The 25262-nt window shown below is 44.4% G+C and carries 29 protein-coding genes, 1 other RNA gene and 1 other annotated feature; of the genes, 26 read left to right on the plus strand and 4 right to left on the minus strand.

From position 1 onward, the window contains the following. The first annotated feature begins 33 nt into the window (after window positions 1–33). Together GM612_RS06845 and GM612_RS06850 are read left to right on the plus strand one after the other, a co-directional pair. A complete protein-coding gene (locus GM612_RS06845; RefSeq protein ID WP_155431646.1) occupies window positions 34–987 on the plus strand; it encodes an AEC family transporter in 954 nt (317 codons plus the stop codon). 155 nt (window positions 988–1142) lie between these two features. Beyond that, complete coding sequence (locus tag GM612_RS06850) at window positions 1143–1814, plus strand: 2,3-bisphosphoglycerate-dependent phosphoglycerate mutase (protein ID WP_155431647.1); 672 nt, start codon at window positions 1143–1145, stop codon at window positions 1812–1814. A 71-nt stretch (window positions 1815–1885) separates the two neighbouring features. On the opposite strand, the gene GM612_RS06855 is transcribed toward GM612_RS06850, so the two are convergent. Beyond that, window positions 1886–3235, minus strand: a complete 1350-nt coding sequence (locus GM612_RS06855) for a C1 family peptidase (RefSeq protein ID WP_155431648.1) — start codon at window positions 3233–3235, stop codon at window positions 1886–1888. 141 nt (window positions 3236–3376) lie between these two features. On the opposite strand from GM612_RS06855, the gene GM612_RS06860 reads away from it, so the two are divergent. From GM612_RS06860 to rplL, 16 genes are all read left to right on the plus strand, one after another. After that, window positions 3377–3913, plus strand: coding sequence for a dCTP deaminase/dUTPase family protein (locus tag GM612_RS06860; protein WP_155431649.1), 537 nt, complete (start codon window positions 3377–3379; stop codon window positions 3911–3913). Window positions 3914–4023: 110 nt separating this feature from the next. After that, window positions 4024–5400, plus strand: a complete 1377-nt coding sequence (radA, locus tag GM612_RS06865; protein ID WP_155431650.1) for a DNA repair protein RadA — start codon at window positions 4024–4026, stop codon at window positions 5398–5400. A gap of 19 nt (window positions 5401–5419) precedes the next feature. After that, window positions 5420–6595 carry a PIN/TRAM domain-containing protein gene (locus GM612_RS06870; protein WP_343031837.1) on the plus strand — a complete coding sequence of 392 codons (1176 nt, stop codon included), beginning with the start codon at window positions 5420–5422 and terminating at the stop codon, window positions 6593–6595. A 154-nt stretch (window positions 6596–6749) separates the two neighbouring features. Continuing rightward, complete coding sequence (gene gltX / locus GM612_RS06875; RefSeq protein ID WP_155431651.1) at window positions 6750–8240, plus strand: glutamate--tRNA ligase; 1491 nt, start codon at window positions 6750–6752, stop codon at window positions 8238–8240. A 198-nt stretch (window positions 8241–8438) separates the two neighbouring features. Further along, the gene (cysS, locus tag GM612_RS06880) at window positions 8439–9863 is read left to right on the plus strand and encodes a cysteine--tRNA ligase (RefSeq protein WP_155431652.1); all 1425 of its coding nucleotides are present in this window, start codon (window positions 8439–8441) and stop codon (window positions 9861–9863) included. After that, window positions 9860–10282, plus strand: coding sequence for a Mini-ribonuclease 3 (locus GM612_RS06885; RefSeq protein ID WP_155431653.1), 423 nt, complete (start codon window positions 9860–9862; stop codon window positions 10280–10282). Before cysS ends, GM612_RS06885 begins: the two co-directional genes overlap by 4 nt. Further along, complete coding sequence (rlmB, locus tag GM612_RS06890) at window positions 10272–11039, plus strand: 23S rRNA (guanosine(2251)-2'-O)-methyltransferase RlmB (RefSeq protein WP_155431654.1); 768 nt, start codon at window positions 10272–10274, stop codon at window positions 11037–11039. The genes GM612_RS06885 and rlmB overlap by 11 nt, the downstream gene beginning before the upstream one ends. 18 nt (window positions 11040–11057) lie before the next feature. Further along, complete coding sequence (locus GM612_RS06895; RefSeq protein ID WP_155431655.1) at window positions 11058–11600, plus strand: NYN domain-containing protein; 543 nt, start codon at window positions 11058–11060, stop codon at window positions 11598–11600. Window positions 11601–11802: 202 nt separating this feature from the next. Continuing rightward, complete coding sequence (locus tag GM612_RS06900; RefSeq protein WP_155431656.1) at window positions 11803–12384, plus strand: sigma-70 family RNA polymerase sigma factor; 582 nt, start codon at window positions 11803–11805, stop codon at window positions 12382–12384. A gap of 30 nt (window positions 12385–12414) precedes the next feature. Further along, on the plus strand, window positions 12415–12594 hold the full coding sequence (gene rpmG / locus GM612_RS06905; protein WP_155431657.1) for a 50S ribosomal protein L33: 180 nt from the start codon (window positions 12415–12417) through the stop codon (window positions 12592–12594). Between the two features lie 29 nt (window positions 12595–12623). After that, complete coding sequence (gene secE, locus GM612_RS06910) at window positions 12624–12800, plus strand: preprotein translocase subunit SecE (RefSeq protein ID WP_155431658.1); 177 nt, start codon at window positions 12624–12626, stop codon at window positions 12798–12800. Between the two features lie 116 nt (window positions 12801–12916). Continuing rightward, on the plus strand, window positions 12917–13465 hold the full coding sequence (nusG, locus tag GM612_RS06915; protein WP_155431659.1) for a transcription termination/antitermination protein NusG: 549 nt from the start codon (window positions 12917–12919) through the stop codon (window positions 13463–13465). 130 nt (window positions 13466–13595) lie between these two features. After that, window positions 13596–14021, plus strand: coding sequence for a 50S ribosomal protein L11 (rplK, locus tag GM612_RS06920; protein WP_343031838.1), 426 nt, complete (start codon window positions 13596–13598; stop codon window positions 14019–14021). 96 nt (window positions 14022–14117) lie between these two features. After that, on the plus strand, window positions 14118–14810 hold the full coding sequence (gene rplA / locus GM612_RS06925; RefSeq protein ID WP_155431661.1) for a 50S ribosomal protein L1: 693 nt from the start codon (window positions 14118–14120) through the stop codon (window positions 14808–14810). Window positions 14811–14862: 52 nt separating this feature from the next. Continuing rightward, window positions 14863–14988 (plus strand) — a sequence feature (ribosomal protein L10 leader region). A gap of 21 nt (window positions 14989–15009) precedes the next feature. After that, window positions 15010–15513, plus strand: a complete 504-nt coding sequence (gene rplJ, locus GM612_RS06930) for a 50S ribosomal protein L10 (RefSeq protein WP_155431662.1) — start codon at window positions 15010–15012, stop codon at window positions 15511–15513. A 47-nt stretch (window positions 15514–15560) separates the two neighbouring features. Further along, window positions 15561–15923, plus strand: coding sequence for a 50S ribosomal protein L7/L12 (rplL, locus tag GM612_RS06935; protein WP_155431663.1), 363 nt, complete (start codon window positions 15561–15563; stop codon window positions 15921–15923). A 454-nt stretch (window positions 15924–16377) separates the two neighbouring features. Here rplL and nrdF read toward each other — a convergent pair whose 3' ends face one another. The 3 genes from nrdF to nrdH all read right to left on the minus strand — a co-directional run bounded on the left by nrdF (window position 16378) and on the right by nrdH (window position 19900). Then, window positions 16378–17334, minus strand: a complete 957-nt coding sequence (nrdF, locus tag GM612_RS06940; protein ID WP_155431664.1) for a class 1b ribonucleoside-diphosphate reductase subunit beta — start codon at window positions 17332–17334, stop codon at window positions 16378–16380. Window positions 17335–17402: 68 nt separating this feature from the next. Then, entirely contained in the window at window positions 17403–19574 is a 2172-nt protein-coding gene (nrdE, locus tag GM612_RS06945; protein ID WP_155431665.1) for a class 1b ribonucleoside-diphosphate reductase subunit alpha, read from the minus strand. A gap of 98 nt (window positions 19575–19672) precedes the next feature. After that, window positions 19673–19900 (minus strand): glutaredoxin-like protein NrdH, encoded by a 228-nt coding sequence (gene nrdH / locus GM612_RS06950; protein WP_155431666.1) that lies wholly within the window; start codon window positions 19898–19900, stop codon window positions 19673–19675. Window positions 19901–20094: 194 nt separating this feature from the next. Here nrdH and tadA point away from each other — a divergent pair, with 194 nt between their 5' ends. The 8 genes from tadA (at window position 20095) to GM612_RS06990 (ending at window position 25259) form a co-directional block, all read left to right on the plus strand. Then, window positions 20095–20589, plus strand: a complete 495-nt coding sequence (gene tadA / locus GM612_RS06955; protein ID WP_155431667.1) for a tRNA adenosine(34) deaminase TadA — start codon at window positions 20095–20097, stop codon at window positions 20587–20589. Between the two features lie 59 nt (window positions 20590–20648). Next, window positions 20649–20735: signal recognition particle sRNA small type (gene ffs / locus GM612_RS06960), an RNA gene on the plus strand. Between the two features lie 158 nt (window positions 20736–20893). Further along, the gene (gene dnaX, locus GM612_RS06965; protein WP_155431668.1) at window positions 20894–22636 is read left to right on the plus strand and encodes a DNA polymerase III subunit gamma/tau; all 1743 of its coding nucleotides are present in this window, start codon (window positions 20894–20896) and stop codon (window positions 22634–22636) included. 22 nt (window positions 22637–22658) lie between these two features. After that, on the plus strand, window positions 22659–22973 hold the full coding sequence (locus tag GM612_RS06970) for a YbaB/EbfC family nucleoid-associated protein (RefSeq protein ID WP_155431669.1): 315 nt from the start codon (window positions 22659–22661) through the stop codon (window positions 22971–22973). A gap of 28 nt (window positions 22974–23001) precedes the next feature. Then, complete coding sequence (gene recR, locus GM612_RS06975; protein ID WP_155431670.1) at window positions 23002–23601, plus strand: recombination mediator RecR; 600 nt, start codon at window positions 23002–23004, stop codon at window positions 23599–23601. 4 nt (window positions 23602–23605) lie between these two features. Next, window positions 23606–23857, plus strand: coding sequence for a YaaL family protein (locus GM612_RS06980; protein WP_425500338.1), 252 nt, complete (start codon window positions 23606–23608; stop codon window positions 23855–23857). A 406-nt stretch (window positions 23858–24263) separates the two neighbouring features. Beyond that, window positions 24264–24914 carry a dTMP kinase gene (gene tmk / locus GM612_RS06985; RefSeq protein ID WP_155431672.1) on the plus strand — a complete coding sequence of 217 codons (651 nt, stop codon included), beginning with the start codon at window positions 24264–24266 and terminating at the stop codon, window positions 24912–24914. Between the two features lie 15 nt (window positions 24915–24929). Beyond that, window positions 24930–25259: a cyclic-di-AMP receptor gene (locus tag GM612_RS06990; protein ID WP_155431673.1), complete on the plus strand. Its 330-nt coding sequence runs from the start codon at window positions 24930–24932 to the stop codon at window positions 25257–25259. Window positions 25260–25262: the final 3 nt, after the last annotated feature.

The following is a 25262-nucleotide window of genomic DNA, read 5'->3' on the forward strand; positions in this document are numbered from 1 at the left end:
ATTGTTTTTGATTGTAAGGGGGCTTGGACGGCTATGCTGTTATTATTCGCCCGGAGTGTTGCGGGCGTTGTGGAAATTTTGATTATGATTGCTTTGGGCTACCTTTTGACGAATTTGGGCTGGTTCAACGAATCAGCCAGTAAACTGATTGCTAGACTTGTCACACAAGTTGCGCTACCAGCCTATATGGCGTACACGATCACCAGTAAGTTTTCTTTTAAGACGCTGGTCGGGACGCTCCCAGATTTACGGTTTCCGGTTCTGTCCATGATGATTTTATTTGTGGTTTCGATCATTGTGGCGAAGTTTTTACATATTGACAAGCGTCAAAAGGGGCTTTTTGAGTCGATGTTTTTTAATTCCAACACCGTCTTTGTGGGTCTGCCCGTGAACGTCGCATTGTTTGGTGCAGCCAAGAGTTTACCCTACGTGCTGGTGTACTACATGGCAAACACGACGATTTTTTGGACCTTAGGCGTTTACTTAATCCAACGCGACGGTGAGGGTGAGTATCGCTTTAGCCTCTTGCAGACGTTGAAAAAGGTCTTTTCGCCACCGTTACTGGGGTTTATGGTTGGGGTTGTTTTGGTGCTGCTGAAGATTCAACTGCCTAAGTTTATCATGGCTGATTTGAATTATATCGGGGGCTTGACCGTTCCCTTATCGATGATTTTTATTGGGATTGCGGTTGCGGGTGTCGACCTGCATGATTTAACGTTAGACCGTGCTAGTTTGGGGATTTTATCCGGCCGGTTTATTTTGGCGCCGGCGTTGATGGCATTACTGGTTATTCCAACTAGTATGCCAATTATGATGAAGCAGGTTTTCATCGTTCAGTCGGCCATGCCGGTCATGACAAATGCCCCGGTTGTCTCAAAGTTGTACGGTGCCGATTCCAGTTTTGCTGCGGTAATGGTGACTGAGACGACGCTGCTTAGTCTTATTGTTATTCCGATTTTGATGATGTTACTAAACGGGATCCCATAGCAATTATACTGACGGTTTCTTTTGAGAATGGTTTCAAAAGAGGCCGTTTTTGATTTGGCAGCTTAATCATCGTAATAAGAAAGTTTGCTTCACTGAATTTTCAGGCGGTGCTATACTGATATGTGAACAAAAGAGCATAAGAGAGGGTCCAATTTATGGTTAAATTAGTCATTTTACGTCACGGCGAGAGCCAGGCCAATCGGGATGGTGTTTTCACAGGCTGGAGTGATGTCGCCCTAACTGAAAAGGGGATCGAACAGGCGCATGCAGCCGGCAAAATTATCAGTCATACTGGGATCCAGTTTGAACACTTGCACACATCGATGCTAAAAAGAGCCATTATGACGGCTAATATTGTGCTTGAAGAAGCTGGCCAGCTATACCTTCCAGTCACTAAGTCGTGGCGCTTAAACGAGCGACATTACGGTGCCTTACGAGGCCTTAAAAAAGCCGAAGTTAAAGCCAAAGTCGGTGAAAAGCAGTTTAAACTATGGCGTCGGAGCTACAAAGTGGTTCCGCCACTTTTAGAAAAACCTGACCAGGATTCACGTTATGAACCGTTGGGGGTCACAGAACCGCTTGGAGAAAGCTTAGCAATGGCTTATGATCGGCTGATGCCGTACTGGCAAGATGAGATTGCGCCGCGGCTGTTGGACGGGCATAATCAGTTAGTTGTCGCTCACGGCAGTACGTTGCGGGCATTGATCAAATACATTGAGCGAATCAATGACCACGATATTGACGCCTTGGAAGTGCCCAACGGCGTTCCGATTGAATACGAGTTTGATCAGCAACTTAGCATTGTAGATAAGAAAACTTTAGATTAAAAAATACTCCAGAATGCCTGAAACCATTTTGGAGTATTTTTCGTAGTTTAAGTTATATCAAGGTGTGCTAGCTAGTTAGCAGCCAACGCGCCCATTGGATCCCAAGGCTCCAGCATCGTTGGTGCTTCACTTTGGGCCTGACGTAGTTCATCACTGAGGTACTTCTTGTTCACAACGACTTGGTAGCAGTATTCGTCCATCCAGCTGTCGCTCATTACAAAGTAACCCTTCGTACCAACTTTGTCGCCCCAGCTATTTTCAACTTTCCACTTGGTTGGTTGACCATCGACTAGGTCAACACCAGTAATGACCATCGCATGAGTCATTAAACTATCACCGTAGTCAAGACGCTGTGCCTTGGTCATGTTGAGGTCGATATCTAACAGTTCGTTCTTATTGAACGCATGGGTATCCATGATGCCCTTTTGCCGGTCTGAACTTTGGCCCACGTCACAGCCAAACCAGACACTTTGACCATCTTTCAACTGTGCAATTGCGAGTTGTTTGAAGTCCGCCATGGTGACGTTCAAGTGTTTTACCTGACGGCCACCGACCACGTTGCCTAACATTTCGATTGTGTAAGTTTTGTTGTAAGGCTTGTCAGCGGTCGGCGCATTGATGATCGACACGTAATCAGCCAAATTCCAGCCAACGTATTTGTCATAAAATGATTTCGGTGTTAAATCACGATCAATGTGATAGTTTTTATCGTCATCGCGATATTCGAAATCAAATTTTTGAGCTGGTTCACCGAGCGTATAGCAGAGGAGCCGGTAGACTTCACCCAGCATTTTGTCCCGGGCAGTGGCAATGTCACTATCACTAGCACCCTTAACCACGAGAGCGCGTAAAGTAATCGCGTCCTTTCGTAACTTTTCGTTCAGGGTTTTGTTGAGTTCACTGGACTTCGAACTACTGTAGGTTTCTGGCATGACCGACTTTGGCACGATGCCATATTTTTCAATAATCGCACACAGCATATCCCATTGGCCGCCGTCCTGCTGCGGAGTCGCCATTAAAAAGGCCACTTTACGGCTATTTAACGGCTGGTCGGCCGTTTTCAAAACGTTTTGATAGAAGTAATTAGACTTTTCAAACTTATCCCAAAAGTTTGTATAGTTTTGTGAGAGCTCGAAGTCACTCAAATGGAATAGGTCCGCTAAATGATGACGCATGGTGTTAAGGGCTGCAAACATCCAGCAACGGCCACTCTGTTTTTGATTGGCAACTTTACCAGTCTCCAGTTCAATTGAAAACACTGGTGTCATATCAGTGTCGGAAGCGTAATCGGCACTGGTTGCCAGAATTCCTTGGTGGGTCACAGCACGTTCAACGACTTTGGCATCCGCGCGTTCTTTTAACTGAGCTTGGTATCGCGCAATCTGATCACTGCTGATTGCAGCTTGTTTGTCATTAGTCAAATGGGTCACTCTCCTTAGTTTTTAGTACTTACAATTGTACAACACTTTTTAGTGGAAAGTGAGCCCCGTAATCGACACATTTCCCCTGTCCTGGAAAGCACTTATAGTGTAAGATTAAACAAGCACGAAAGGAGTAGAAACATGTCACGAGGATTTGAAATCGTTTCATCATACAGAAATGCTGATTTGAGGCTCCCTTACCGAACAACGCAACGCGCCGCTGGATACGACTTTGAAAGTGCCGTGGACTTCACTGTACCAAGTATTTGGAAGCTCGATTTTTTAAAAATACTGTGGGCAATTCGCCATCAGGAAAGCCTTGATTCAGTAGCTCAAGCAAAGGCTCAAAAAGCCTTGAAACCATTCTTGATTCCCACCGGAATTAAGGCTTATATGGGGCCAGACGAGGTTTTGATCTTAGCTAACCGTTCAAGCAATCCCTTAAAACGAAGCTTAGTGATTCCAAATGGGATCGGCGTTATTGATGCGGACTATTATAATAACGAAAACAATGAAGGCGAAATTTTCATGCAGGTGCTTAATTTTGGCCTAGCGGATGCCAAAATTAAAAAGGGTGACCGCATTGGCCAAGGAATTTTCATGCCATTCTTAAAGGCGGATGACGAACGGGCCCCTCAGCAAGAACGACAGGGTGGTTTTGGCTCGTCTGGCAAGTAATTTAAGAACGTTTAAAAGTCGATTATCAATGGCTGCAAAGCCGCTAGACTATGCTAAAATAGTATTTGGTTAGTAATAGTCAAACTTTAACCAGGAAGGAAGAAACAAGATTGGCGAAAGCAAAGACTCAGTTTGTTTGTCAGGAGTGCGGTTATCAAGCACCACGTTTTCTAGGTCGTTGCCCAAACTGCGGCAAGTGGAACACCTTTGTTGAAGAAGTGATTGCACCAGCGACTACTTCAGTTTCAAAGTCCGCTTCGACCCTTGTTGGTGGGGCAGTTACAAAGCCGGAAAAATTAGCCGCTGTTTCCACAGCGAAAGAACCCCGGATTAAGACTCAGCTTGGTGAATTAAACCGAGTTCTTGGCGGTGGTGTCGTCCCTGGTTCATTAGTCCTCATTGGCGGTGATCCAGGGATTGGTAAGTCAACTTTGTTGCTTCAGGTTTCTGGTCAGTTGAGCCAAACTGGCGGCACAGTTCTTTATGTGTCGGGTGAGGAAAGTGCTAACCAAATTAAGATGCGCGCTAATCGTCTAGGGGTTGCTAGTGATAATTTGTACCTGTACCCTGAAACCGATATGAGCCGGATCCGAGCGAATATTGATGAGATGAAGCCAGACTACGTGGTGATCGATTCGGTTCAAACCATGTCGGAACCTGAGATTACCTCGGCGATTGGTTCAGTTTCACAAATTAGACAGGTCACAGCGGAGTTAATGCGGATCGCCAAGTCACAAGGTGTGACGATCTTTGTGGTGGGGCACGTGACGAAGGGCGGGGCAATTGCCGGGCCCAAAATTTTGGAACACATGGTGGATACGGTTTTATACTTTGAAGGGGATCTGCACCACACTTACCGGATCTTACGGGCGGTCAAAAACCGGTTTGGTTCAACCAACGAGCTGGGCATTTTTGAGATGCAGGAGACCGGACTGAAAGAAGTTAAGAACCCCTCTGAGATTTTTCTTGAAGAACGTTTGAAAGATGCCACTGGTTCGGCCATCGTGGTTTCCATGGAAGGCACTCGACCAATTCTGGTTGAAATTCAGGCGTTGCTGACGCCATCGGTTTTTGGCAATGCTCAACGCACGGCCTCTGGCGTTGACCGGAATCGGGTGTCCTTGATCATGGCCGTTCTAGAGAAGCGGGCGAATTTGATGTTACAAAATCAAGACGCTTATTTGAAGGCGGCCGGTGGTGTTAAGCTGGACGAACCGGCAATCGACTTAGCATTAGCAATCAGTATTGCCAGTTCCTACCGTGATAAGGGTACTAATCCGAATGAATGCTACGTTGGTGAAATTGGATTGACGGGCGAAGTCCGGCGGGTCAATCGAATTGAAGACCGGGTCAGTGAGGCTCATAAATTGGGGTTTAAGCGAATCTATATCCCGAAAAACAACCTAAAGGACTGGACACCACCAAAGGGGATTCAAGTCATTGGCGTCGCGACAATTGGTGAAGCATTGAAAAAGATTTTAGCATAGTGCATTGGAGGTGAAATGAGTGAACAAAAAAAGATTAATTATTCAAGCAATATTTGCGTTTATTGGTTTAGGGATCGGTTCTGTTTACCTGCCACTTCTGTGGGGCGCCGTTGGCCACCCAACACAGACTTGGTTTAATAATGATCTTTCAAACGCTGTAATTGGGGCGCTCGTGTTTTGGCTATTATCCCTTGTTTTTTCCTCTTTTATCGAGCGTTTGATTAATCGACTTGAAAAATCCCTGACTTCTAAGAGCCCGACATATCTATTATTCGGTACCTTGTCAACGATTATTGGACTGGTGTTTGCCATTCTGATTTCAACACCGCTTTACAGACTTAATTCTCGTTTCTTTAGTTCCGTGATACCCATCATTTTGATGATTTTATTTGGATACCTTGGTTTTCGTCTTGGAACGACTAGGCGCGAAGAGTGGAATCGGTTATTTTCATTTCGTAGTAACAAGAAGGCCGACGACCACGGTGAAGCGATTATTGACCGACCAATCGATGATAATTATCACCACTACAAGATCCTAGATACCAATATTTTAATTGATGGCCGGATTTATGACTTAGTCAAAACGGGCTTTATTGAAGGGACGCTGCTAGTGCCAAACTTTGTGCTGTATGAATTACAGTACATTGCAGATTCCAGCGATAGTATCAAACGAGTTCGGGGACGTCGTGGACTCGACATTTTAAATAAGTTGCGTGAGGAAAACATCATTCCTGTTGAGATGTACGAGGGTGACTACGACGATATTTCGGAAGTTGACAGTAAGTTGATTCGGTTAGCCAAAGAAGTTAATGGCGTGATCGTCACCAATGATTACAACCTGAATAAAGTGATTGAATTTCAAAAGGTTCAGGTGCTTAATATCAACGCTCTAGCTAACGCTTTGAAGCCGCGAGTAATTCCTGGTGAACACCTTGATGTGATGGTAGTCAAGAATGGAACGGAACGGCAGCAAGGGGTTGCTTATCTGGATGATGGCACCATGGTGGTTGTTGAAGACGGGCGCTTCTATTTAAATGAGCATTTGGATGTGATCGTGACTTCGGCGATCCAAACTGATGCCGGCCGAATGATTTTTGCAAAACCAGCGCATTCCACTCACGAGATCAAAGAAGAAACTGATGCTCAAAAGAACGGTGGCAACAAACAAAAAAACAATAAGAAACGAGCGAACTAACTTTTCTTTTTGAAGGTTCCATTGTACACTTAAAAGGATATCGATTTCTTTGGACACTGTAAGGGATGTTCATAAATGAGGGATACATCGATTGATGTATCCCTTCGTTAACGGATGAGTTAATCGAAATATTTTGAAAGAGGCGGAATAGATATTGGCAAATGATTCAATTCGCGTTCGTTATGCACCAAGTCCGACTGGGCATCTGCATATTGGTAACGCACGGACAGCACTGTTTAACTACTTGTTTGCGCGTCACTACAAGGGCAAGTTTATTATTCGAATCGAGGATACTGATACTAAGCGAAACGTGGCTGACGGCGAGAAGAGCCAGCTTGATAACTTACGTTGGTTAGGACTCGACTGGGATGAAGGACCTGACAAGCCCGGTGACTTTGGCCCATACCGTCAGTCAGAACGGTTTGAAATTTACAAACCTTACATCCAGCAACTGCTTGACGAAGGCAAGGCATACAAGTCTTACCGGACTGAAGAGGAACTGGAAGCTGACCGGGACGCTCAGCGGGCACGTCATGAGATGCCCCACTATGAGTATGAGTACGCTGGTATGACGGATGAAGAACGGGAAGCTAAAATGGTGGCAGCCGAAGCTAAAGGACTGAAGCCGGTCATTCGTTTCCACGTTCCAGAACACACGACTTATGCTTGGGATGACATGGTCAAGGGCAAAGTCTCATTTGATTCGGACACCATTGGTGGTGACTTTGTTATCGTTAAAGCGGATGGTATTCCGACTTATAACTTCGCGGTTGTCTTGGACGACCACCTAATGAAAATCAGTCATGTCTTTCGTGGTGATGACCACGTTGCCAACACCCCTAAGCAATTGATGATTTATGAAGCTTTCGGCTGGCAGCCACCGAAGTTTGGACACATGAGCCTGATTATCAGTAAGGATACCGGAAAGAAACTGTCTAAACGCGATGAAACAGTACTCCAGTTCATTGAGCAGTACCGTAAGCTTGGCTACTTACCGGATGCCTTGTTGAACTTCATTATTCTGTTAGGCTGGTCTCCAGTTGGTGAAGATGAAATCTATTCTTTGAAACAGTTTGTGAAGATGTACGATGAAAAACGGCTGAGTAAGTCCCCAGCAACCTTCGATAAAAAGAAATTGGAATGGATCAACAACCAGTACGTGAAGTCATCTGATGAAGATGTAGTGGTGGACCTGGCCTTGCAACAACTGATCGAGGCTGGTAATATTCCAGAAAATCCGGATACTAAAACGGTTGAATGGGCTCGTCAACTGATCAATCTTTACAAACAGCAGATGAGTTACATGGCTCAAATCAACGAGATGGCAGACGTCTTCTTTCATGAGCCTAAGGAAGTCACTGGTGATGCCTTAGCCGAAATTTCGAATGACACTGCACCAGTGGTCTTAAAAGAATTCGCTGCAAGGGTGAAAAAATTACCGATTTTTGATAAGGTTAAGATCTTAGCCACCATCAAAGATATTCAAAAGGATACAGGAATCAAAGGACGTCAACTTTGGATGCCGATTCGAATTGCGGTTACCCATGAGATGCACGGACCAGAACTTCCTGAATCGATTGAATTGGTTGGTCGTGAAACAACTCTGGAACACGTTGCACAGACGTTAGCTCAAATTGACAAATAAACTGTTTTTTCGTAAAGGGACTTGGTTGCAAGTAAAGTTGCATTTGTGACCAGTTCCTTTTTAATGCTTTCAATCGGCTATTTTTAAATGCTTGCCAGTTAATTAGAATAAATAATCATTACGATGCGCTGAATACTGTAAGCTCATAGGTTAATTATGCTAAAATATACTTACGATTAATCAGAGAGGAGTTCGCCCATGCTAAAAGTTTTCAACACACTCACACGCCAAAAGGAAGTTTTTACTCCAATTACCTCGGGAATTGTCAACATGTACGTTTGTGGACCAACTGTCTACAATTACATTCACATTGGTAACGCTCGCAGTGCCATTGCATTTGACACGATTCGCCGTTACTTTGAATATAAAGGTTATCACGTTAATTACGTCTCAAATTTTACGGATGTCGACGATAAAATGATCAAGGCTGCTAAAGAGGCCAATACTACCGTACCGAAGATCGCCGAACGTTTCATCGCTGCCTTCATGGAAGATACGACCGCACTGAATATTGAGCCCGCCACTAAGCACCCGCGAGCGACAGAAAACATCAAGGAGATTATTTCATTCATTCAGGTTTTGATGAATAAGGGTTACGCGTATGAATCTGAAGGTGACGTGTACTACCGAGCACGCAAATTCGCCAAGTACGGTGAACTTTCTCACCAAAATATTGACGATTTGGAAGTTGGTGCGAGTCAGCACGTTGATCCAGAAGAAGTTGACCGTAAGGAAGATCCCGTTGACTTTGCACTTTGGAAGGCCGCTAAGCCCGGTGAAATCTCCTGGTCGTCACCATGGGGTGAAGGTCGTCCTGGCTGGCACATTGAATGTTCCGTAATGTCGACTAAGTATCTCGGTGATACCATCGATATTCACGGTGGCGGACAAGATTTAACCTTTCCGCACCATGAAAATGAGATTGCTCAAACCGAAGCCAAGACGGGACAGACGTTTGCCCATTACTGGCTGCATAATGGGTTTGTCACTGTCGGTGATGATAACGAAAAGATGAGTAAATCATTGGGAAACTTTGTTACGGTTCATGATATTTTGAAGACGGTTGACCCTCAAGTGCTGCGCTTCTTCATGGCCACTACACAATATCGTCGGCCAATTCAGTACACCCAGGGCAATTTGGATGACGCTGCTAATAATTTGAAACGCCTGCAAACCGCATTCAATAATTTAACCTACCGGCTCAAAGATGCTGAGGCGGGCAGTGATCCAAAGATCGAGCAGGAAATTCGGCAGATCGAGGCCGATTTTGTGGACCAAATGGATGACGATTTTAACGTTCAAAACGGGATTACCCAGGTCTATGAACTGGCTAAACTAGGAAATGTTTATGCTGAAAGACCAGTGGTTTTTAATGATAGCGTGCAGTTTATCTTAAAGACGCTACAGGAGCTGGTCAGCATTTTTGGCATTGAATTCAAACGGGAAGCACTTAATGATGAGGGAATTCAAGCTCTAATTGATGAACGACTCGCTGCACGGAAAGCGCGCAACTTTGAACGCAGTGATGAGATCCGCGAGCAGTTAAAAGCTCAGGGCATCATTCTTGAAGACACGCCTCAAGGTACCCGTTGGCATCGAGAAGACGGGAAAGGAACAGTATGAGTGAATTACAGCAACAGGATTTTCGGCAGTTAAATGGCGTTGCACTCGCCTATATGGGAGACGCAGCTTATGAGGTGTTTATTCGGCGCCACTTGATTGAACAGGGTTACACGAAACCTACTAAGTTACATCACCAAGCTACAATGTACGTTTCTGCCAAGGCACAAGCAGGTCTAATCGCGTTGATGGAAGCGGACGATTTTCTCACGGAAGAAGAAACCTATTATTTCAAGCGTGGGCGCAATGCAAAAAGTTATACCCACGCTAAGAATACTAGTGTGATGACCTATCGAATCTCGACTGGGTTCGAAGCCGTTTTTGGGTATTTAACCTTAAGTGACCAGGATGACCGATTAGCTGAAGTTGCTCACTGGTGCATCGAACAAGTTGAAGCAGGGAGGCTCCCAAATGAAAAATAATCAGCAAACTTCAGATGAAGCTTCGGAGTTTATCTTCGGTCGCCATCCTGCAATGGCAGCACTCAAAAGTGATCAGGAGATCAACAAAGTCTTTATTCAAGATGGTTTAAAAAACGACATGATCGGTGAGATTATTAAACTTGCCAAGAAGCGGTCTCTGGTGATTCAAATGGTGCCCAAGTCTAAGCTGGAACGCTTAGTCCCTCATGAAAATCATCAGGGCGTTGTTTTAGCGGTTGCCGCTTATGACTACGCCAGTATCGACGACTTATTTAAGCGGGCTGAAGAACGTGATGAGGCGCCATTCTTCTTGATTTTAGATAACATTAATGATCCCCACAATTTGGGATCGATCATGCGTACTGCGGATGCCGTTGGGGCCCACGGCATTATTATTCCAAAACGCCGTTCGGTTGGCTTGACCGGTGTGGTGGCGAAAGCTTCAACGGGCGCCATCGAGCACGTACCGGTTGCTCGTGTGACCAACTTGGTCAACACCGTTAAGGAACTTAAAGAGCGTGGTCTGTGGATCTTTGGTACGGATATGAACGGGACGGACTACCGGCATTTTGACGCTACGGGATCAGTGGCCATCATCATCGGTAACGAGGGTAAAGGCATCTCGCCGTTACTAAAAAAGTCGGTGGACGAGATGCTGACGATTCCAATGGTGGGCCACGTTCAAAGCTTAAATGCCAGTGTTGCGGCTAGCTTACTGATGTATCAAGCCTTCTCGTCACGGCACCCACTGAACTAAACGAAACGGGTGAGTCCAATGAAAAAAGAAATATTAATTGTAGATGCCTACAATATGATTGGTAACTGGCCCGACCTAAACCGGCTTAAGCTGTCCAACCGGCTCGAAGAAGCCCGTGATACCCTTTTAGCCATTTTATCGGAGTACCGGAAATACATGAATATTGAAATCATCGTTGTTTTTGACGCAATGTTTGTGCCGGGGATGTCCAAAAAGTATGATCAGTATGGATTGGAAGTTGTCTGGACGGGTCAAGATCAGACTGCTGATGAATACATTGAAGCGCTCACGAAAGAAAAGCAGACTCGCTTCACACAGGTTACTGTTGCGACAAGTGACCAAGCAGAGCAGTGGACGGTCTTTTCGGCTGGTGCTTTACGGATACCTGCTACTGAATTATTGACTAACGTGAACCGAACAAAAAAAGAAGTTCATACACAAGCTGTAAAGTATGCCGATTTGGGTAAAGTTCGCCGTTCCCCCTGGAATGACGGCCAATTATCGCAATTGGAGAAGCTCAGAGAGAACTTGGAAGATGAACATCATCCTAATGAGCGCTGAGATCCACCTAATATTCACGTGAGAAAACAACCATTTAAGCATTTGGTATAGCTTACTAAGAGCCCTTAAACTGGCGGATAGTAACTGTTGAATAAGAATTGGTTGGCTCTCACTTTGTACATACCCGTTTTTTGTTTGGTATAGTCCGTCTTTTTTCCTGTTATACTATCGCTCAGATAATAAAATCTGGGAGGAAAGACAAATGCAATTGCAAGAAAACGCTGACTGGATGTTAGTTGAAATGGCTAGAAATGGAAATGAACATGCCTTGGAGGAACTGTTGAATCGCTACCGCCCACTGATTATCAGCATTCAAGAACGCTACTATTTGAAGGGTTTGGAGCTTTCAGAATGGGCTCAGGAATCCATGATCGTGCTGTGGGAAGTGGTTAAACGTTTTGATACTAGTCGCCAAGAAGCTTTTGGCAGCTATTTCAAGACTGCTTTATTAAATTGCCGGCGAGATATAGTGCGGCGAATTAACGCTCAGAAGCGTAAGGCAACTGGTCCATTGACTTCGATCGATGCTAATCCGTCTTATTTTGCGGAAACGCTAAAGGACGAAGACCTCTTTTCCTCGGAGCATCTTGTGGTGCATCAGCAACGGTTGATGGAGATTATTAAGAAGCACCTTTCAAAAATGGAACGGACGATTTTGCTGGCACAGATGGCAGGGGATTCGGATGAGGAGATTCTCGAACGACTGCATTTAACCCCGGTCCAGTTTCACAACGCTTACGAACGGATGAAACGCAAGACTCGTGAGCTGATCTGGGAAGAGTAATCTTGACATCGGCCTACTGGGAATGCTATGATGGTTTGTACTATTGAGGAGGTGTTGAACGTGGCTCAAAAGAAAGTTGCGTTAGCATGTTCTGTCTGTGGGTCTCGAAACTATACGATTGCGGCCAGCCCCAATCGGACAGTTCGACTCGAAGTTAACAAGTATTGTAAGTATTGTGGTAAATATACGTTACATCGGGAGACCCGGTAATCGTCGTCATCCCTTGTTAGGAGGAGCTCATGCGGTTTTTTAGGTTCTTAGTTTCAGTAAAGGACGAAATGAAGCAGGTTTCTTGGCCTGATGCTAAGCAAACCCGTAAGGATACGACTAGCGTGATCGCTGTGGCGGTCTCAATGGCGATTTTCCTAGGCCTAGTTGATTATCTAATTCAAATAGGATTAAAATTAATGGTCTAACACCACTAGACGGTATTTTATGCTATAATGACTTTTGACGAAAACTTCGCGCTGTCGGAGTTTTTTTATTTTGACAAAATTGACATTGGTAGTCCCTTTAGAAAGGATGGAACAAGATGGTTGAATCAGCCGAGAAGCAATGGTATGTCCTACATACTTATTCTGGTTATGAAAATAAAGTTAAGATGAACCTGGAGTCACGTGCCCAATCAATGGGCATGCAAGACTACATTTTCCGGGTAGTCGTTCCCGAAGAAGAGGAACGTGAAGTTAAGAACGGTAAGGAAAAGATCAAGATGGATAAGACTTTTCCCGGCTACGTTTTGGTGGAAATGGTCATGACCGATGAAGCATGGTACATCGTTCGGAACACGCCTGGGGTTACCGGGTTTATTGGTTCGCATGGTCAGGGATCAAAACCAACGCCATTGTTGCCCGACGAAGTTGAACTAATTCTGAAACGACTGGGCATGAGCAGTCGGCATGAGGACCTTGATGTGGATGTCGATGATACGGTTAAAATCGTCGATGGTGCTTTTTCAGGCCTTGAAGGTAAAGTGACCGAGGTCAACCATGAAAAAGCACTACTGAAGGTTAATATTAACATGTTCGGCCGGGAGACCAGCGCCGAACTGAATTTTGATCAAGTTGACCCGGTCGCTTAATTTATTTCAACTATTACTTGGCATTTGGCCGTATTTGTGGTAGTTTATATGAGTATGTTTTGCATACACGTGTGGGAGGAGAAATCTGCTCTCCATTTACCACAACACGGACTTCAAGGAGGTATGTCTCGTGGCTAAAAAAGTAGCTAACATTGTTAAATTGCAAATTCCTGCGGGCAAAGCAACACCAGCTCCACCAGTTGGACCAGCTTTGGGCCAAGCCGGAATTAACATCATGGGCTTTACGAAGGATTTCAACGCTCGTACTGCCGATCAAGCTGGAATGATCATTCCAGTTGTTATTACGGTGTATGAGGATCGTTCATTCGACTTCGTTACCAAGACACCGCCAGCTTCCGTTCTGTTGAAGAAGGCTGCTGGTGTTGAACACGGTTCAGGCGAGCCTAACACGAAGAAGGTTGCTAAGGTAACCAAGGATCAAGTGAAGGAAATCGCTCAAACCAAAATGCAAGACCTAAACGCCGCTGACGTTGAAGCAGCTATGCGTATGGTTGAAGGTACTGCTCGTAGCATGGGCTTCACTGTAGAAGGTTAATCCCAGCTACTAACACTACGGATACTTTGTGAAAGCAAATGTATCAAGTGGGAGGCCAAGCCGTTATAACCACATTTGCAAGGAGGAATACACAAGATGGCTCATAAAAGAGGTAAAAAGTATCAAGACGCCGTTAAGCAAGTAGAACAAGATAAGCTCTACAACCTTGACGAAGCCGTTGATTTAGTTAAGAAAATTGATTTTGCTAAGTTTGATGCAACGGTTGAAATTGCATTTAAACTCAACGTTGATACAAAGCAAGCTGACCAACAACTCCGGGGCGCAGTTGTTCTGCCAAACGGAACTGGTAAAGAACAGACTGTGATTGTATTTGCCAAGGGTGATAAGGCTAAGGAAGCACAAGCAGCCGGAGCCGATTTTGTCGGTGATGATGACTTAGTAGGCAAGATTCAAGACGGCTGGTTGGACTTTGACGTTGCCATTGCAACGCCTGATATGATGGCCCAAGTTGGTCGTTTAGGCCGGGTCCTTGGTCCTAAGGGCTTAATGCCTAACCCTAAGACGGGAACGGTTACTATGGACGTTACAAAAGCTGTTAGCGATTCTAAGGCTGGTAAGGTTACTTACCGGACTGATCGTGATGGTAACGTTGCCGTTCCAGTTGGTAAAGTATCATTCGATGCTGACAAGTTGGTTGAAAACTTACGCACGATTGCGAACGTGGTAGTTTCTGCCCGTCCTGCAGCTGTTAAGGGAACTTACGTACAGCACGTATCGATTGCCTCAACCTTTGGCCCAAGTGTCAATGTTGATGCAGCTGCCCTTTAATTAAATTAGAAAATCCCGTGTTGACTTTTGATAGTGTATTCGGTATGCTTGATGAGTTGATATTGTTCTGCCCAAGACTCAGGCGGCGAAAGCCTTAATATGACCTGCCGAGGAGATGTGAAATTAGTTTTACATTTCTCTCTATGTCTGGGTGACATAGGGATTTTTTATTCCTAAAATAATTCAGGAGGTGAAACTAATGAGTAAAGAAACTATTGCAATCAAGGCTAAACAAGTTGATGAAGTGACTGAACGTTTTAATAACGCCCAATCAGCTATCGTTGTTGACTATCGTGGTCTAACGGTTGCAGAAGTGACTGACTTACGTAAGCAATTACGTGATGCTGGTGTATCAATGAGCGTCATCAAGAACAAAGTTTTGACCCGTGCCGCTGATAAGGCTGGCTATGGTGATTTGAATGATGTCTTTGCCGGACCAACAGCCGTTGCATTCTCAGATGAAGATGCAATTGCACCCGCAAAGATCTTGAAGAAGTTTGCTGACAGCCATGATGCCTTGGAAATCAAGGGTGGTATGGTTGAACAGAAGGTTGCTTCAATTGATGACATTAACACTTATGCTACGATGCCAAGTCGTGAAGACTTGTTATCAATGCTTGCTAGTGCCTTGTCTGATCCAATGCGTAAAATTGCGCGTGCGGTTAAGGCAATCGCTGACAAGGGTGATGGCGAAGCTGCCTAACCTAGAATTATTACTAACTATCCCAATATAAAATGGAGGAAACAAAAATGGCTTTTGATAAAGACTCAATTATTGCTTCATTAAAAGAAGCATCAATTTCTGATTTAAACGACCTTGTTAAGGCAATCGAAGACGAATTCGATGTCTCAGCTGCTGCTCCAGTTGCTGGTGGTGCTGGTGGCGACGCTGGTGCAACTAAGGATTCTTACGACGTTGAATTAACTGAATCTGGTGACCAAAAGGTTAAGGCTATCAAAGCTGTCCGTGAAATCACTGGTCTTGGTTTGAAGGACGCTAAGGGTCTTGTTGATAACGTACCTTCAATCATCAAGGAAGGCGTTTCAGAAGACGAAGCTAACGATCTTAAAGCTCAGCTTGAAGAAGTTGGTGGCGTAGTTACCCTTAAGTAATTTAAGGTGACTGCTTAAAGCCGTTGTGCGATTATTCGTACAACGGCTTTTTTGGTTGAAGGTTAAATTCGTCAATTCTCTGTGAAGCGACTGGCGAAACTGTCCGTCCTAAAGAAATTCGTCTTTATACTTCTGCTCATGGTGCTCATAGACGACTTTGGACTGGTCCTAGACCATCTCCCAAGGACGACAACAACCGTTGCTTACAGGTTGATAATACAGCTTGTGATTGACAGAAGGGCTGGGTAACTATACCCACATTGGTAAGCATCTAACGGGTTTCTTAACACCAAGGAGTTAGAAAGACTGCTCGATTTTGAAACTAGATCTGTTCTAAAGTTGAGCTAAAGCTCAGGTTTCGGTTCTGTAAGTAAATAGCGTCGTAGATTCCAAACTAGGAATCTACGACGCTATTTACTTATAGCCCTGAATCTAAACGAGTTTCGTTACACTACTAAATATCATAATCACTATCTTGCATTGCTTCAACGTTACCTAACAGATAACCATTACCAACTTGTGAGAAGAAGTCATGGTTGGCTGTAGTCGTTGAGATTCCGTTCATCACGATTGGATTAACATCATCTGCCGTATCAGGGAACAGTGGATCCTGACCTAAGTTCATGAGCGCTTTATTCGCGTTATACCGGATAAAGGTTAAGACTTGATCAGTCCAACCAACTTGGTCATAAACTAGATGGGTGTACTTTTCTTCGTTTTCGTATAATTCATACAAGAAATTAAACATCCAATCCTTTAATTCTTGCTGTTCATTTTCACCGAGTTGGTTAAAGCCAACCTGGAACTTATAACCGATGTAGGTGCCGTGGACTGATTCATCACGGAGGATCAATTTAATGATTTCAGCCACGTTGGCTAGCTTATTGTGTCCTAAGTAATACAAAGGCGTGAAGAAACCAGAATAAAACAGGAAAGTTTCGAGAAAGACATTCGCAATCTTCTTTTTCAGTGGGTGACCATCATCGTGGTACAAATCACGAATTCGAAGTGCTTTGTTTTGTAAAAATTCCTCACTATCGCTCCAGTCAAAAATTTCGTCAATTTCTTCTGGTGTGTTTAAGGTACTAAAAATTGAAGAATAACTCTTTGCGTGCACGGATTCCATGAACTGAATGTTATTTAACACAGCGGTTTCGTGTTGCGTCTGTGTATCTTTCCGAAGGGATGCCATGCCGTCTTGGGACTGCAAGGTGTCCAGAAGGGTCAGGCCACCGAAAACGTGTCCCACGACCCATTGGTGTTTGTCGTCAAGTCCGCGCCAATCATCTAAATCATTTGAGAGGGGAATTCGAGTATCCAACCAAAATTGTTCAGTCAGTTTTTCCCAGGTTGCCTTGTCAATCATGTCATCGACAGCGTTCCAATTAATTGCTCGATATGATTCTGCCATTACATAAACTCCTTTTTGCGTTTAAACTGCCAGTTTGATATCTTAATGTTTGCCAAATGTTAAGTTGACTAAATGACGCAACTTTCACATTGGTTAGCACCAATCTCACTATCATCATCGGTGAATGTCCGGACGTAGTAGATCGATTTGAGTCCCTTCTTATGGGCGTAATTTCTCAAAATACTGAGGTCACGAGTCGTCATCTTATTAGTTCGACCGTTCTTCCACTCATACAAGCCTTCAGGAATCGTTGAACGCATGAAGAGCGTCATGCTCATTCCCTGGTCTACGTGTTGCTGTGCTGCAGCATAAACGTCAATTACTTTACGCATGTCAGTGTCGTAAGCTGACTTGTAATATGGTAAGGTTTCGTTTGAAAGGTATGGGGCGGGATAGTAAATATTGCCGATCTTCTTTTCCTGTCGTTCTTCAATTCGATTAATGATCGGGTGAAGACTGGCAGTCGTATCGTTGATGTAAGAGATTGAACCATTTGGCGCCACGGCCAATCGGTTCTGGTGATACAAACCATCTTTCATGACAGCTTCTTTTAGGGCTTTCCAGTCAGCGGCTGTAGGAATGAAAGTATCTTTGAATAGTGCCTTGACCTTATCAGATTGCGGCATGAATTCACCGGTTTGATTTGTGTATTTGTCAAAGTAACTGCCGTTAGCATAATCACTCTTCTCAAAGTTGTAGAAGGTGGTCTTGCGTTCCTTAGCAATCTCGTTAGAAGCTTTTAGAGTCCAGTAGTTCAGCAACATAAAGTAAATATTTGTAAATTCAATGGTTTCTGGATCACCGTACATCATTTGATTCTTAGCAAAGAAGCTGTGCAGTCCCATGGCACCTAGGCCAATCGTATGGCCTAGTTTGTTACCATTTTGGATGGAAGGAACAACGTCAATATCCGAGTGATCGGTAATGAAAGTCAGTGCCCGAACCATTGTCTCCACCGAGTGGCCGAAGTTAGGACTCTGCATTAAATTAACAATATTAGTTGATCCTAGGTTGCAGGAAATGTCACGACCCATTTGAATGTAGTGTTGGGTGTTATCCACCGTCGATGGGGTTTGAACCTGTAAAATTTCTGAGCAGAGATTACTCATGACGATTCGGCCATCAATCGGGTTATCCCGGTTAGCGGTGTCAACGTTAATAATGTAAGGATAACCAGATTCCTGTTGCAGTTTGCCAATTTCAGTTTCCAACTCACGAGCTGGCAACTTCTTTTTATGGATCGCATCGTTAGCAACCATATGATCGTATTCTTTGGTAATGTCTACGTAACTAAATGGGACGCCGTATTCCCGCTCCACGTCGTATGGGCTGAATAAGTACATGTCTTGGTTGTCGCGGCACAGTTCGTAGAATTTATCTGGAACTGTGACACCAAGCGAAAGGGTCTTCAAACGAATCTTTTCGTCGGCGTTTTCTTTCTTTGCCGACAAAAAGGCAATGATATCAGGGTGGAAGACGCTAAGATAAACCACACCAGCACCTTGACGTTGACCCAGTTGGTTAGAATAGGAAAAACTATCCTCTAACAGTTTCATGACTGGTACAACACCGCTAGCTGCGCCTTCGATGTTTTTGATTGGATCACCAGCACCCCGCAGATTTGAGAGGTTGATGCCAACACCGCCACCAATTCGTGATAGTTGAAGAGCAGAGTTGATTGTTCGACCAATGGTATTCATATCATCCGTGGTTTGAATCAAGAAACATGAGACTAACTCACCACGCTGCTTTCGCCCGGCGTTTAAAAAACTCGGCGTTGCCGGTTGGTAACGTTGATGGATAATCTCATCGGCTAGGTCCATGGCTAATTTTTCATCGCCATCCGCAAAGTACAGTGCGTTCATTGCGACACGGTCAATGAAGTTCTCCAAATAATAGTCGTTATCGTTGGTGCGTAGTGCGTACTGTGCGTAAAATTTGTAAGCAGCCATAAAGGATTTGAAGTGAAAATCCTGAGACTTTAAATAATCGTATAGTGACTCAATGAATTTAAATTGATATTTGTTATAAAAACCGGTTTCAATGTAATGATTCTCTAACAAGTAGTTAAAGCGGTCTTGTAAGGAATCAAACTTCATCGTGTTGGGTTCAACGTTTTGAGTCAGAAAAGCTTGCAGCGCTTCTTGATCCTTGTTCAGTGGGATCTGACCATCTACCGGAATGTTGATTTCGTTATTGAGGTCATAATAGGTGACATCCTTTAGATCTTTTAAACTCATTTTTCAACTCACTCTTTTCTCTTAGTGGTAAATTCAGTAAAATAAAAAAGGTGACGTTTTCTGGTACCCAGAATACGCCACCTTAATGCCTGCGTATGTTAAATCGCCAGTTGTTTTAATTTATCTGGTCTGAAACCGCTGAACTGAGCACTTTCAGTCTCAATAACGGGCAGGGATTGAAAGCCCCGGTCCTTAAGATAATCAACGTACTGTGGGCTTTCGTTAATATTGTGTTCAATAAAATCGACGTGGTGCTCCGTTAAAAAGCGCTTAGTCATTTTGCATTGCATGCAATTATTCCGTGAATATACTGTCACTTTTGCCATTAGAATCACTCTCCTATGTAATTTCTCAATAGTTAGAGTTTACACCTGTGAGTGAAAAATTCAAGCCTGAACCACTATATTTTGTGTCTATTTTTAAATTTAAACACAAAATATAGTGAAGTGACAGTGCTTAGAGGTATTAGAGTAACGACATTTATTATGGCCATTCTTTGGCCGTCAGTCAAGGAGATATAATGGAAAAAACGGATGAATATTTTATGCGGCAGGCGTTGCTGGAAGCCCATAAGGCCGCCTTGATCGGTGAAGTTCCAATTGGCGCTGTCGTTGTGCATAATGGTGAAATCATTGGTCGTGGTCACAACCTCAGAGAACACAGTCAGCAAGCTGCAGACCACGCAGAAATGCTGGCCATTATGGAAGCTAATCAGGTTCTTCACAGTTGGCGGTTAGTCGACTGTGATCTATACGTGACGTTAGAGCCCTGCGTGATGTGCAGTGGCGCAATCATTAACTCACGGATTGAAAATTTAATTTTTGGTGCGAAGGATCCTAAGGCGGGGGCGGTGACCACACTATATAGGGTGTTAGATGATGATCGGTTAAATCACCAGGTGAACGTTAAGGCGGGCATTCTGGCAGATGAATCAGCGCAAATGCTAAAGACTTTTTTTAAAGCGGCCCGAAAACGAAATAAAAAGCGCCGTTTGAGTCGGTCAGTTTCATCATAAACTCATCTTTTTTAGTTGGCATTTAAGCTGAAATATGCTACAGTATAAAGTGCCGCAAGGCCTTGGGGCAAGGGCGGCCTTACGAATCGTGTCAGGTCCGGAAGGAAGCAGCACTAAGTACGTGTCACTTTGTGCTCCAAGTTGATATGCCAATAATGAGGGCGGAACAAAACCAGGGTTTTGTTGCCGTCCTCTTCTTATACTTTTTTTACGATCTGAAGGAGTAGTATTTGACTGCCAAACACTATATAATGTTTGTCAGTGAGTTTTTGAGACAGTTAATAAGAATCGAGGGAATGCAGTCATGAGTTACCAAGCCTTATATCGGGTATGGCGGCCGCAGCGTTTTGATGAGGTAATTGGCCAGACGCTGATCACCCAGACGTTGAAGAACGCCATTAAAACGAAACAAATTAGTCATGCCTACCTATTTGCGGGCCCCCGTGGAACGGGCAAGACCTCGATGGCCAAGATTTTTGCAAAGGCGGTTAATTGTCAGTTTCAAAAAGATGGCGAACCGTGCAACGAATGCGAGACCTGTAAGGCAATTACTAAGGGAACGTTAAACGATGTGATCGAGATTGACGCGGCCTCTAATAACGGGGTCGAAGAGATTCGTGACATTCGTGATAAGGTCAAATATGCGCCAACCGAAGCCGACTATAAAGTTTATATCATTGATGAAGTACACATGCTTTCTACCGGTGCTTTTAACGCCTTGCTGAAGACTTTGGAAGAACCACCAGCAAACGTGATCTTTATTTTAGCAACAACGGAACCCCATAAGATTCCTGCAACCATTATTTCGAGGACTCAGCGGTTTGACTTCAAGCAGATTCAAGCAAAAGATAGTCTTGAACGAATGGCACACATCCTTAAAGAAAAGGATTTGAAGTACGATGAGGAAGCCTTGAAGGTCATTGCTAAGGCTTCTGAAGGCGGCATGCGAGACGCTTTGAGTATTTTGGATCAGGTCATATCCTTTGGTGATGATACGGTGACTCTTGATAACGCGCTACTTGTTACTGGGGCGGTGCGTAAGCAGTTACTGGTCAAATACCTGATACAGGTGATGCAACAAGATACCCAAGCAGCGTTATTGACTGTTCACGATATTTTAGCTGATGGCAAGGATCCTGAGCGTTTTACTGAGGACCTCGTTAACTTGACTCGCGACCTATTGCTTTATCAGCAGTCGCCGGAGTTAGTGACCCAGATTGAAATGGATCAGGTTGATTCTGACTTCAAAAAATTAGCGTCAGAGGCCACTCCTCAGCAATTGTATACGATCATTGATGATTTAAATGATATTCAGCAGCAGATGCGGTTTACAACTCATGAAGACGTTTATCTTGAAGTCCTGACTGTTCGGCTTGCAGGTCCACAAAAGGCTGCTGCACCAGCGCAGACACAAGCTCCTGCTGACTCAGCGACCATTGAGCGACTGCAACATGAGATCAGTAATCTCAAGCAAACGGTTGAAAGCCTTCAGCAGACTGCCGCCACTGCGACTCCAGCCAAATTGCAAACGGTTAAGACAACGCCAAAACCGAAGCGCACGAAGGTCAATCTGAGTCAGGTCTACCCAATTTTGGGTGCTGCAACGCGACAGGATCTATCTGCTCTCCAAGAAATTTGGCCGGACCTGATGAATATTTTGTCGATCCCGCAGCGTTCGATAATGGGGGTCTCGAAGCCGGTTGCAGCTAGTCCTAAGGGTGCTATCATTGCGTTTGACTACGCTTTCTTGCAACAGCGGGCTAATGGTGATCAGGAACTGATCGATGCACTGGAAAACGGCCTTGACCGTTTGATGCATAAGGTTCCCAAATTAGAATTTGTTCCGGCCGATCAGTGGCCTCAGATTCGAAAGGATTATTTGCAGCAACACCAAGTTGCCGCACGAGAAGATGATTCTGAGGAAACTCAAGAGGTCCACACGGCTTCATCGGCGGAACCAGTGAAATCTGAAGCGAATGATGATCCGGTGGTTTCAAAAGCCAAGCAGTTGTTTGGTGACGACGTGATCGATGTTAAATCAGACTAAAAATGAAGGACGGTATACGATAATGATGCGTGGAAATAGGAATATGGGTAACATGATGAAGCAAATGAAGAAGATGGAAAAACAGCTTGCTGAAGAACAAAAGATTATGGAGAGCAAGACCTATACTGGAACGTCACCGGATGAATTAGTCAAGGCGACCTTCACAGGAAAACGCGAAATGACGGATTTGACCATTGACCCCAAGGCCATCGACCCAGATGACCCAGATATGTTAAGCGATTTAATTATGGCAGCAGTCAATGCGGCGCTCAAACAAATTGATGATGAGGGCAAGCAAACGTTGGGCAAATACACGAATAATTTACCCGGTATGTAAATTGGTAATGAAGGAGTGATTGGTAACTATGCAATACCCAGAACCAATTGCGCAACTGATCGATAGTTATATGAAACTACCAGGTATTGGTCAAAAGACCGCTACCCGGCTGGCTTTTTATACGATTGATATGAATGGCGACGACGTCACTCGTTTTGCGAAGTCGCTGATATCGGCAAAGCGGGATCTACATTTTTGCTCAATCTGTGGTAATATCACGGAAAATGATCCCTGTGATATTTGCCGTGACAAGACTCGTGACCAGAGTCAGATTTTGGTTGTGGAACAGGCTAAAGATATTATGACGTTGGAAAAAATGAAGGAGTATCACGGCCTGTATCACGTACTGAATGGTGTTCTTTCACCGATTGAAGGTAAGGGTCCTGAAGACTTGAACATGGCTAGTCTTTTAAAACGATTGCAGTCCAACGACGCCGTTAAGGAAGTTATTATCGCAACCAATGCAACTCCTGAGGGCGAGGCCACTGCGATGTATCTGTCACGGCTGATCAAACCGGCAGGCATCAAAGTCACTCGCTTGGCGCATGGCTTGTCAGTTGGCAGTGATATTGAATACGCTGATGAAATGACGCTGTATAAAGCGGTCGAAGGCCGTACGGAAATGTAAGGATGTGAATGCCTTGTTTGGAAATCGAAAACGCCACATTAAACAAGAATATGATAACCAGTTGTTGACGACCATTGAACACGCGAAGGAAGAATGGGATCACGCCAAGCAAACCGAGCTTGCGATCGCGGATGTTGACGAAGAAATTACTGCTCAAACGGCGTTAGCTCGGCAAAAGTACCTCTTTTTATACCGTGAAGCACGGTTACGTCACGTTCGCGGCCAGCATATTCAGCCGTCAGTGTTTGATTTTTAAAACGTGTCAAGAGTAGTGGTGGCTTGCTAGGGTGGTTGAGCTGCTCGGTTAGAAGCCATGAACGATCAATAAAATGCAGGTAGGTGAATTCACTTGCCTGCATTTTAATTTGTCAAACCCAAACTTTTTTCAGGAATGATTATTAGCCTTATTAGCAGCAGTGAAACATGGCAGAACTTAAAGTTATTTATATCCCAGCTGAGGCGAGCTGATTTCATATTTTATACGTCATTTTTGACGCTATCAACATGTTTTATGCAGTTGGAAAAGCCTGTAATAGCAGTCTCTTACCGCTTGCACCCACACCTGTAATCAAGTACAATTGCAATGTGTCGTATCAATTTCTACGGCTAACGAAACCGTCAGTTTCTTAGCGGTAATTATTTGGAGATCGAGGTAACTGAATTTGGCAGGACTATTTATCACCTTCGAAGGGCCGGATGGTGCGGGTAAAACAACCGTCTTATCAGCAATTTCTGAGCAGTTTAAACAGGCTCATCGCAACGACATTGTGGTCACCCGTGAACCAGGGGGCAACCAAATATCGGAGGCCATTCGTGACATTATTTTGAACCCTAAAAACACTCAGATGGATGTCAGAACCGAAGCACTATTGTACGCTGCTGCACGACGTCAGCACATCCAAGAAACGATTCAACCGGCACTAGATGCTGGCAAGGTGGTACTGTGTGATCGATTTGTGGATAGTTCGGTTGCCTACCAGGGTGCGGGCCGTGAAATTGGTGAAAATGCCGTCTACGAGATGAACCAGTTTGCCACCAATGGATTGACTCCAGATTTAACGATCTACGTGGATGTCCCTTCAGAAGTGGGTCTTGCAAGAATTAAGGCTCATCGGGACGTGGTTGATCGACTTGATGCAGAAACGTTGAGTTTTCATAAACGTGTCCGGGCGGCTTATCTGCGCTTAGCCGCTGACCATCCGGATCGAATTGTTACTGTTGATGCGACCCAGCCCGTCGCAACGGTGATCGACACGGCCACCACACTAATTATTAACGCGATTAAAAAGCATCAAAGAATCGGTCAGGAATAGGGAGGAGGAGCAGGTATGAAGTTAGTGATCGCTATCGTTCAGGATAAGGATGCTAACCGACTTCGCAGTGAATTTGTTAAAGCCGGTCTGGGGGCAACTCGGTTATCAACCACCGGTGGTTTTTTAAAGTCTGGCAATACCACCTATATGATTGGTGTCGAAGATAAACGGGTGCAAGAAGTCCTTGATCTGATTAAAGAGACCTCTCGAACTCGACAACAATTTATGACCCCGTCGGTTAATTTGGATACTCAAATGGACAGCACTACTGGCTATCCCGTTGAAGTTCAAGTGGGTGGGGCAACCGTCTTTGTTTTACCGATTGATGAATTTCATCAATTTTAATTC

The organism is Secundilactobacillus folii (assembly GCF_009720675.1).
Lineage (GTDB): Bacteria > Bacillota > Bacilli > Lactobacillales > Lactobacillaceae > Secundilactobacillus > Secundilactobacillus folii.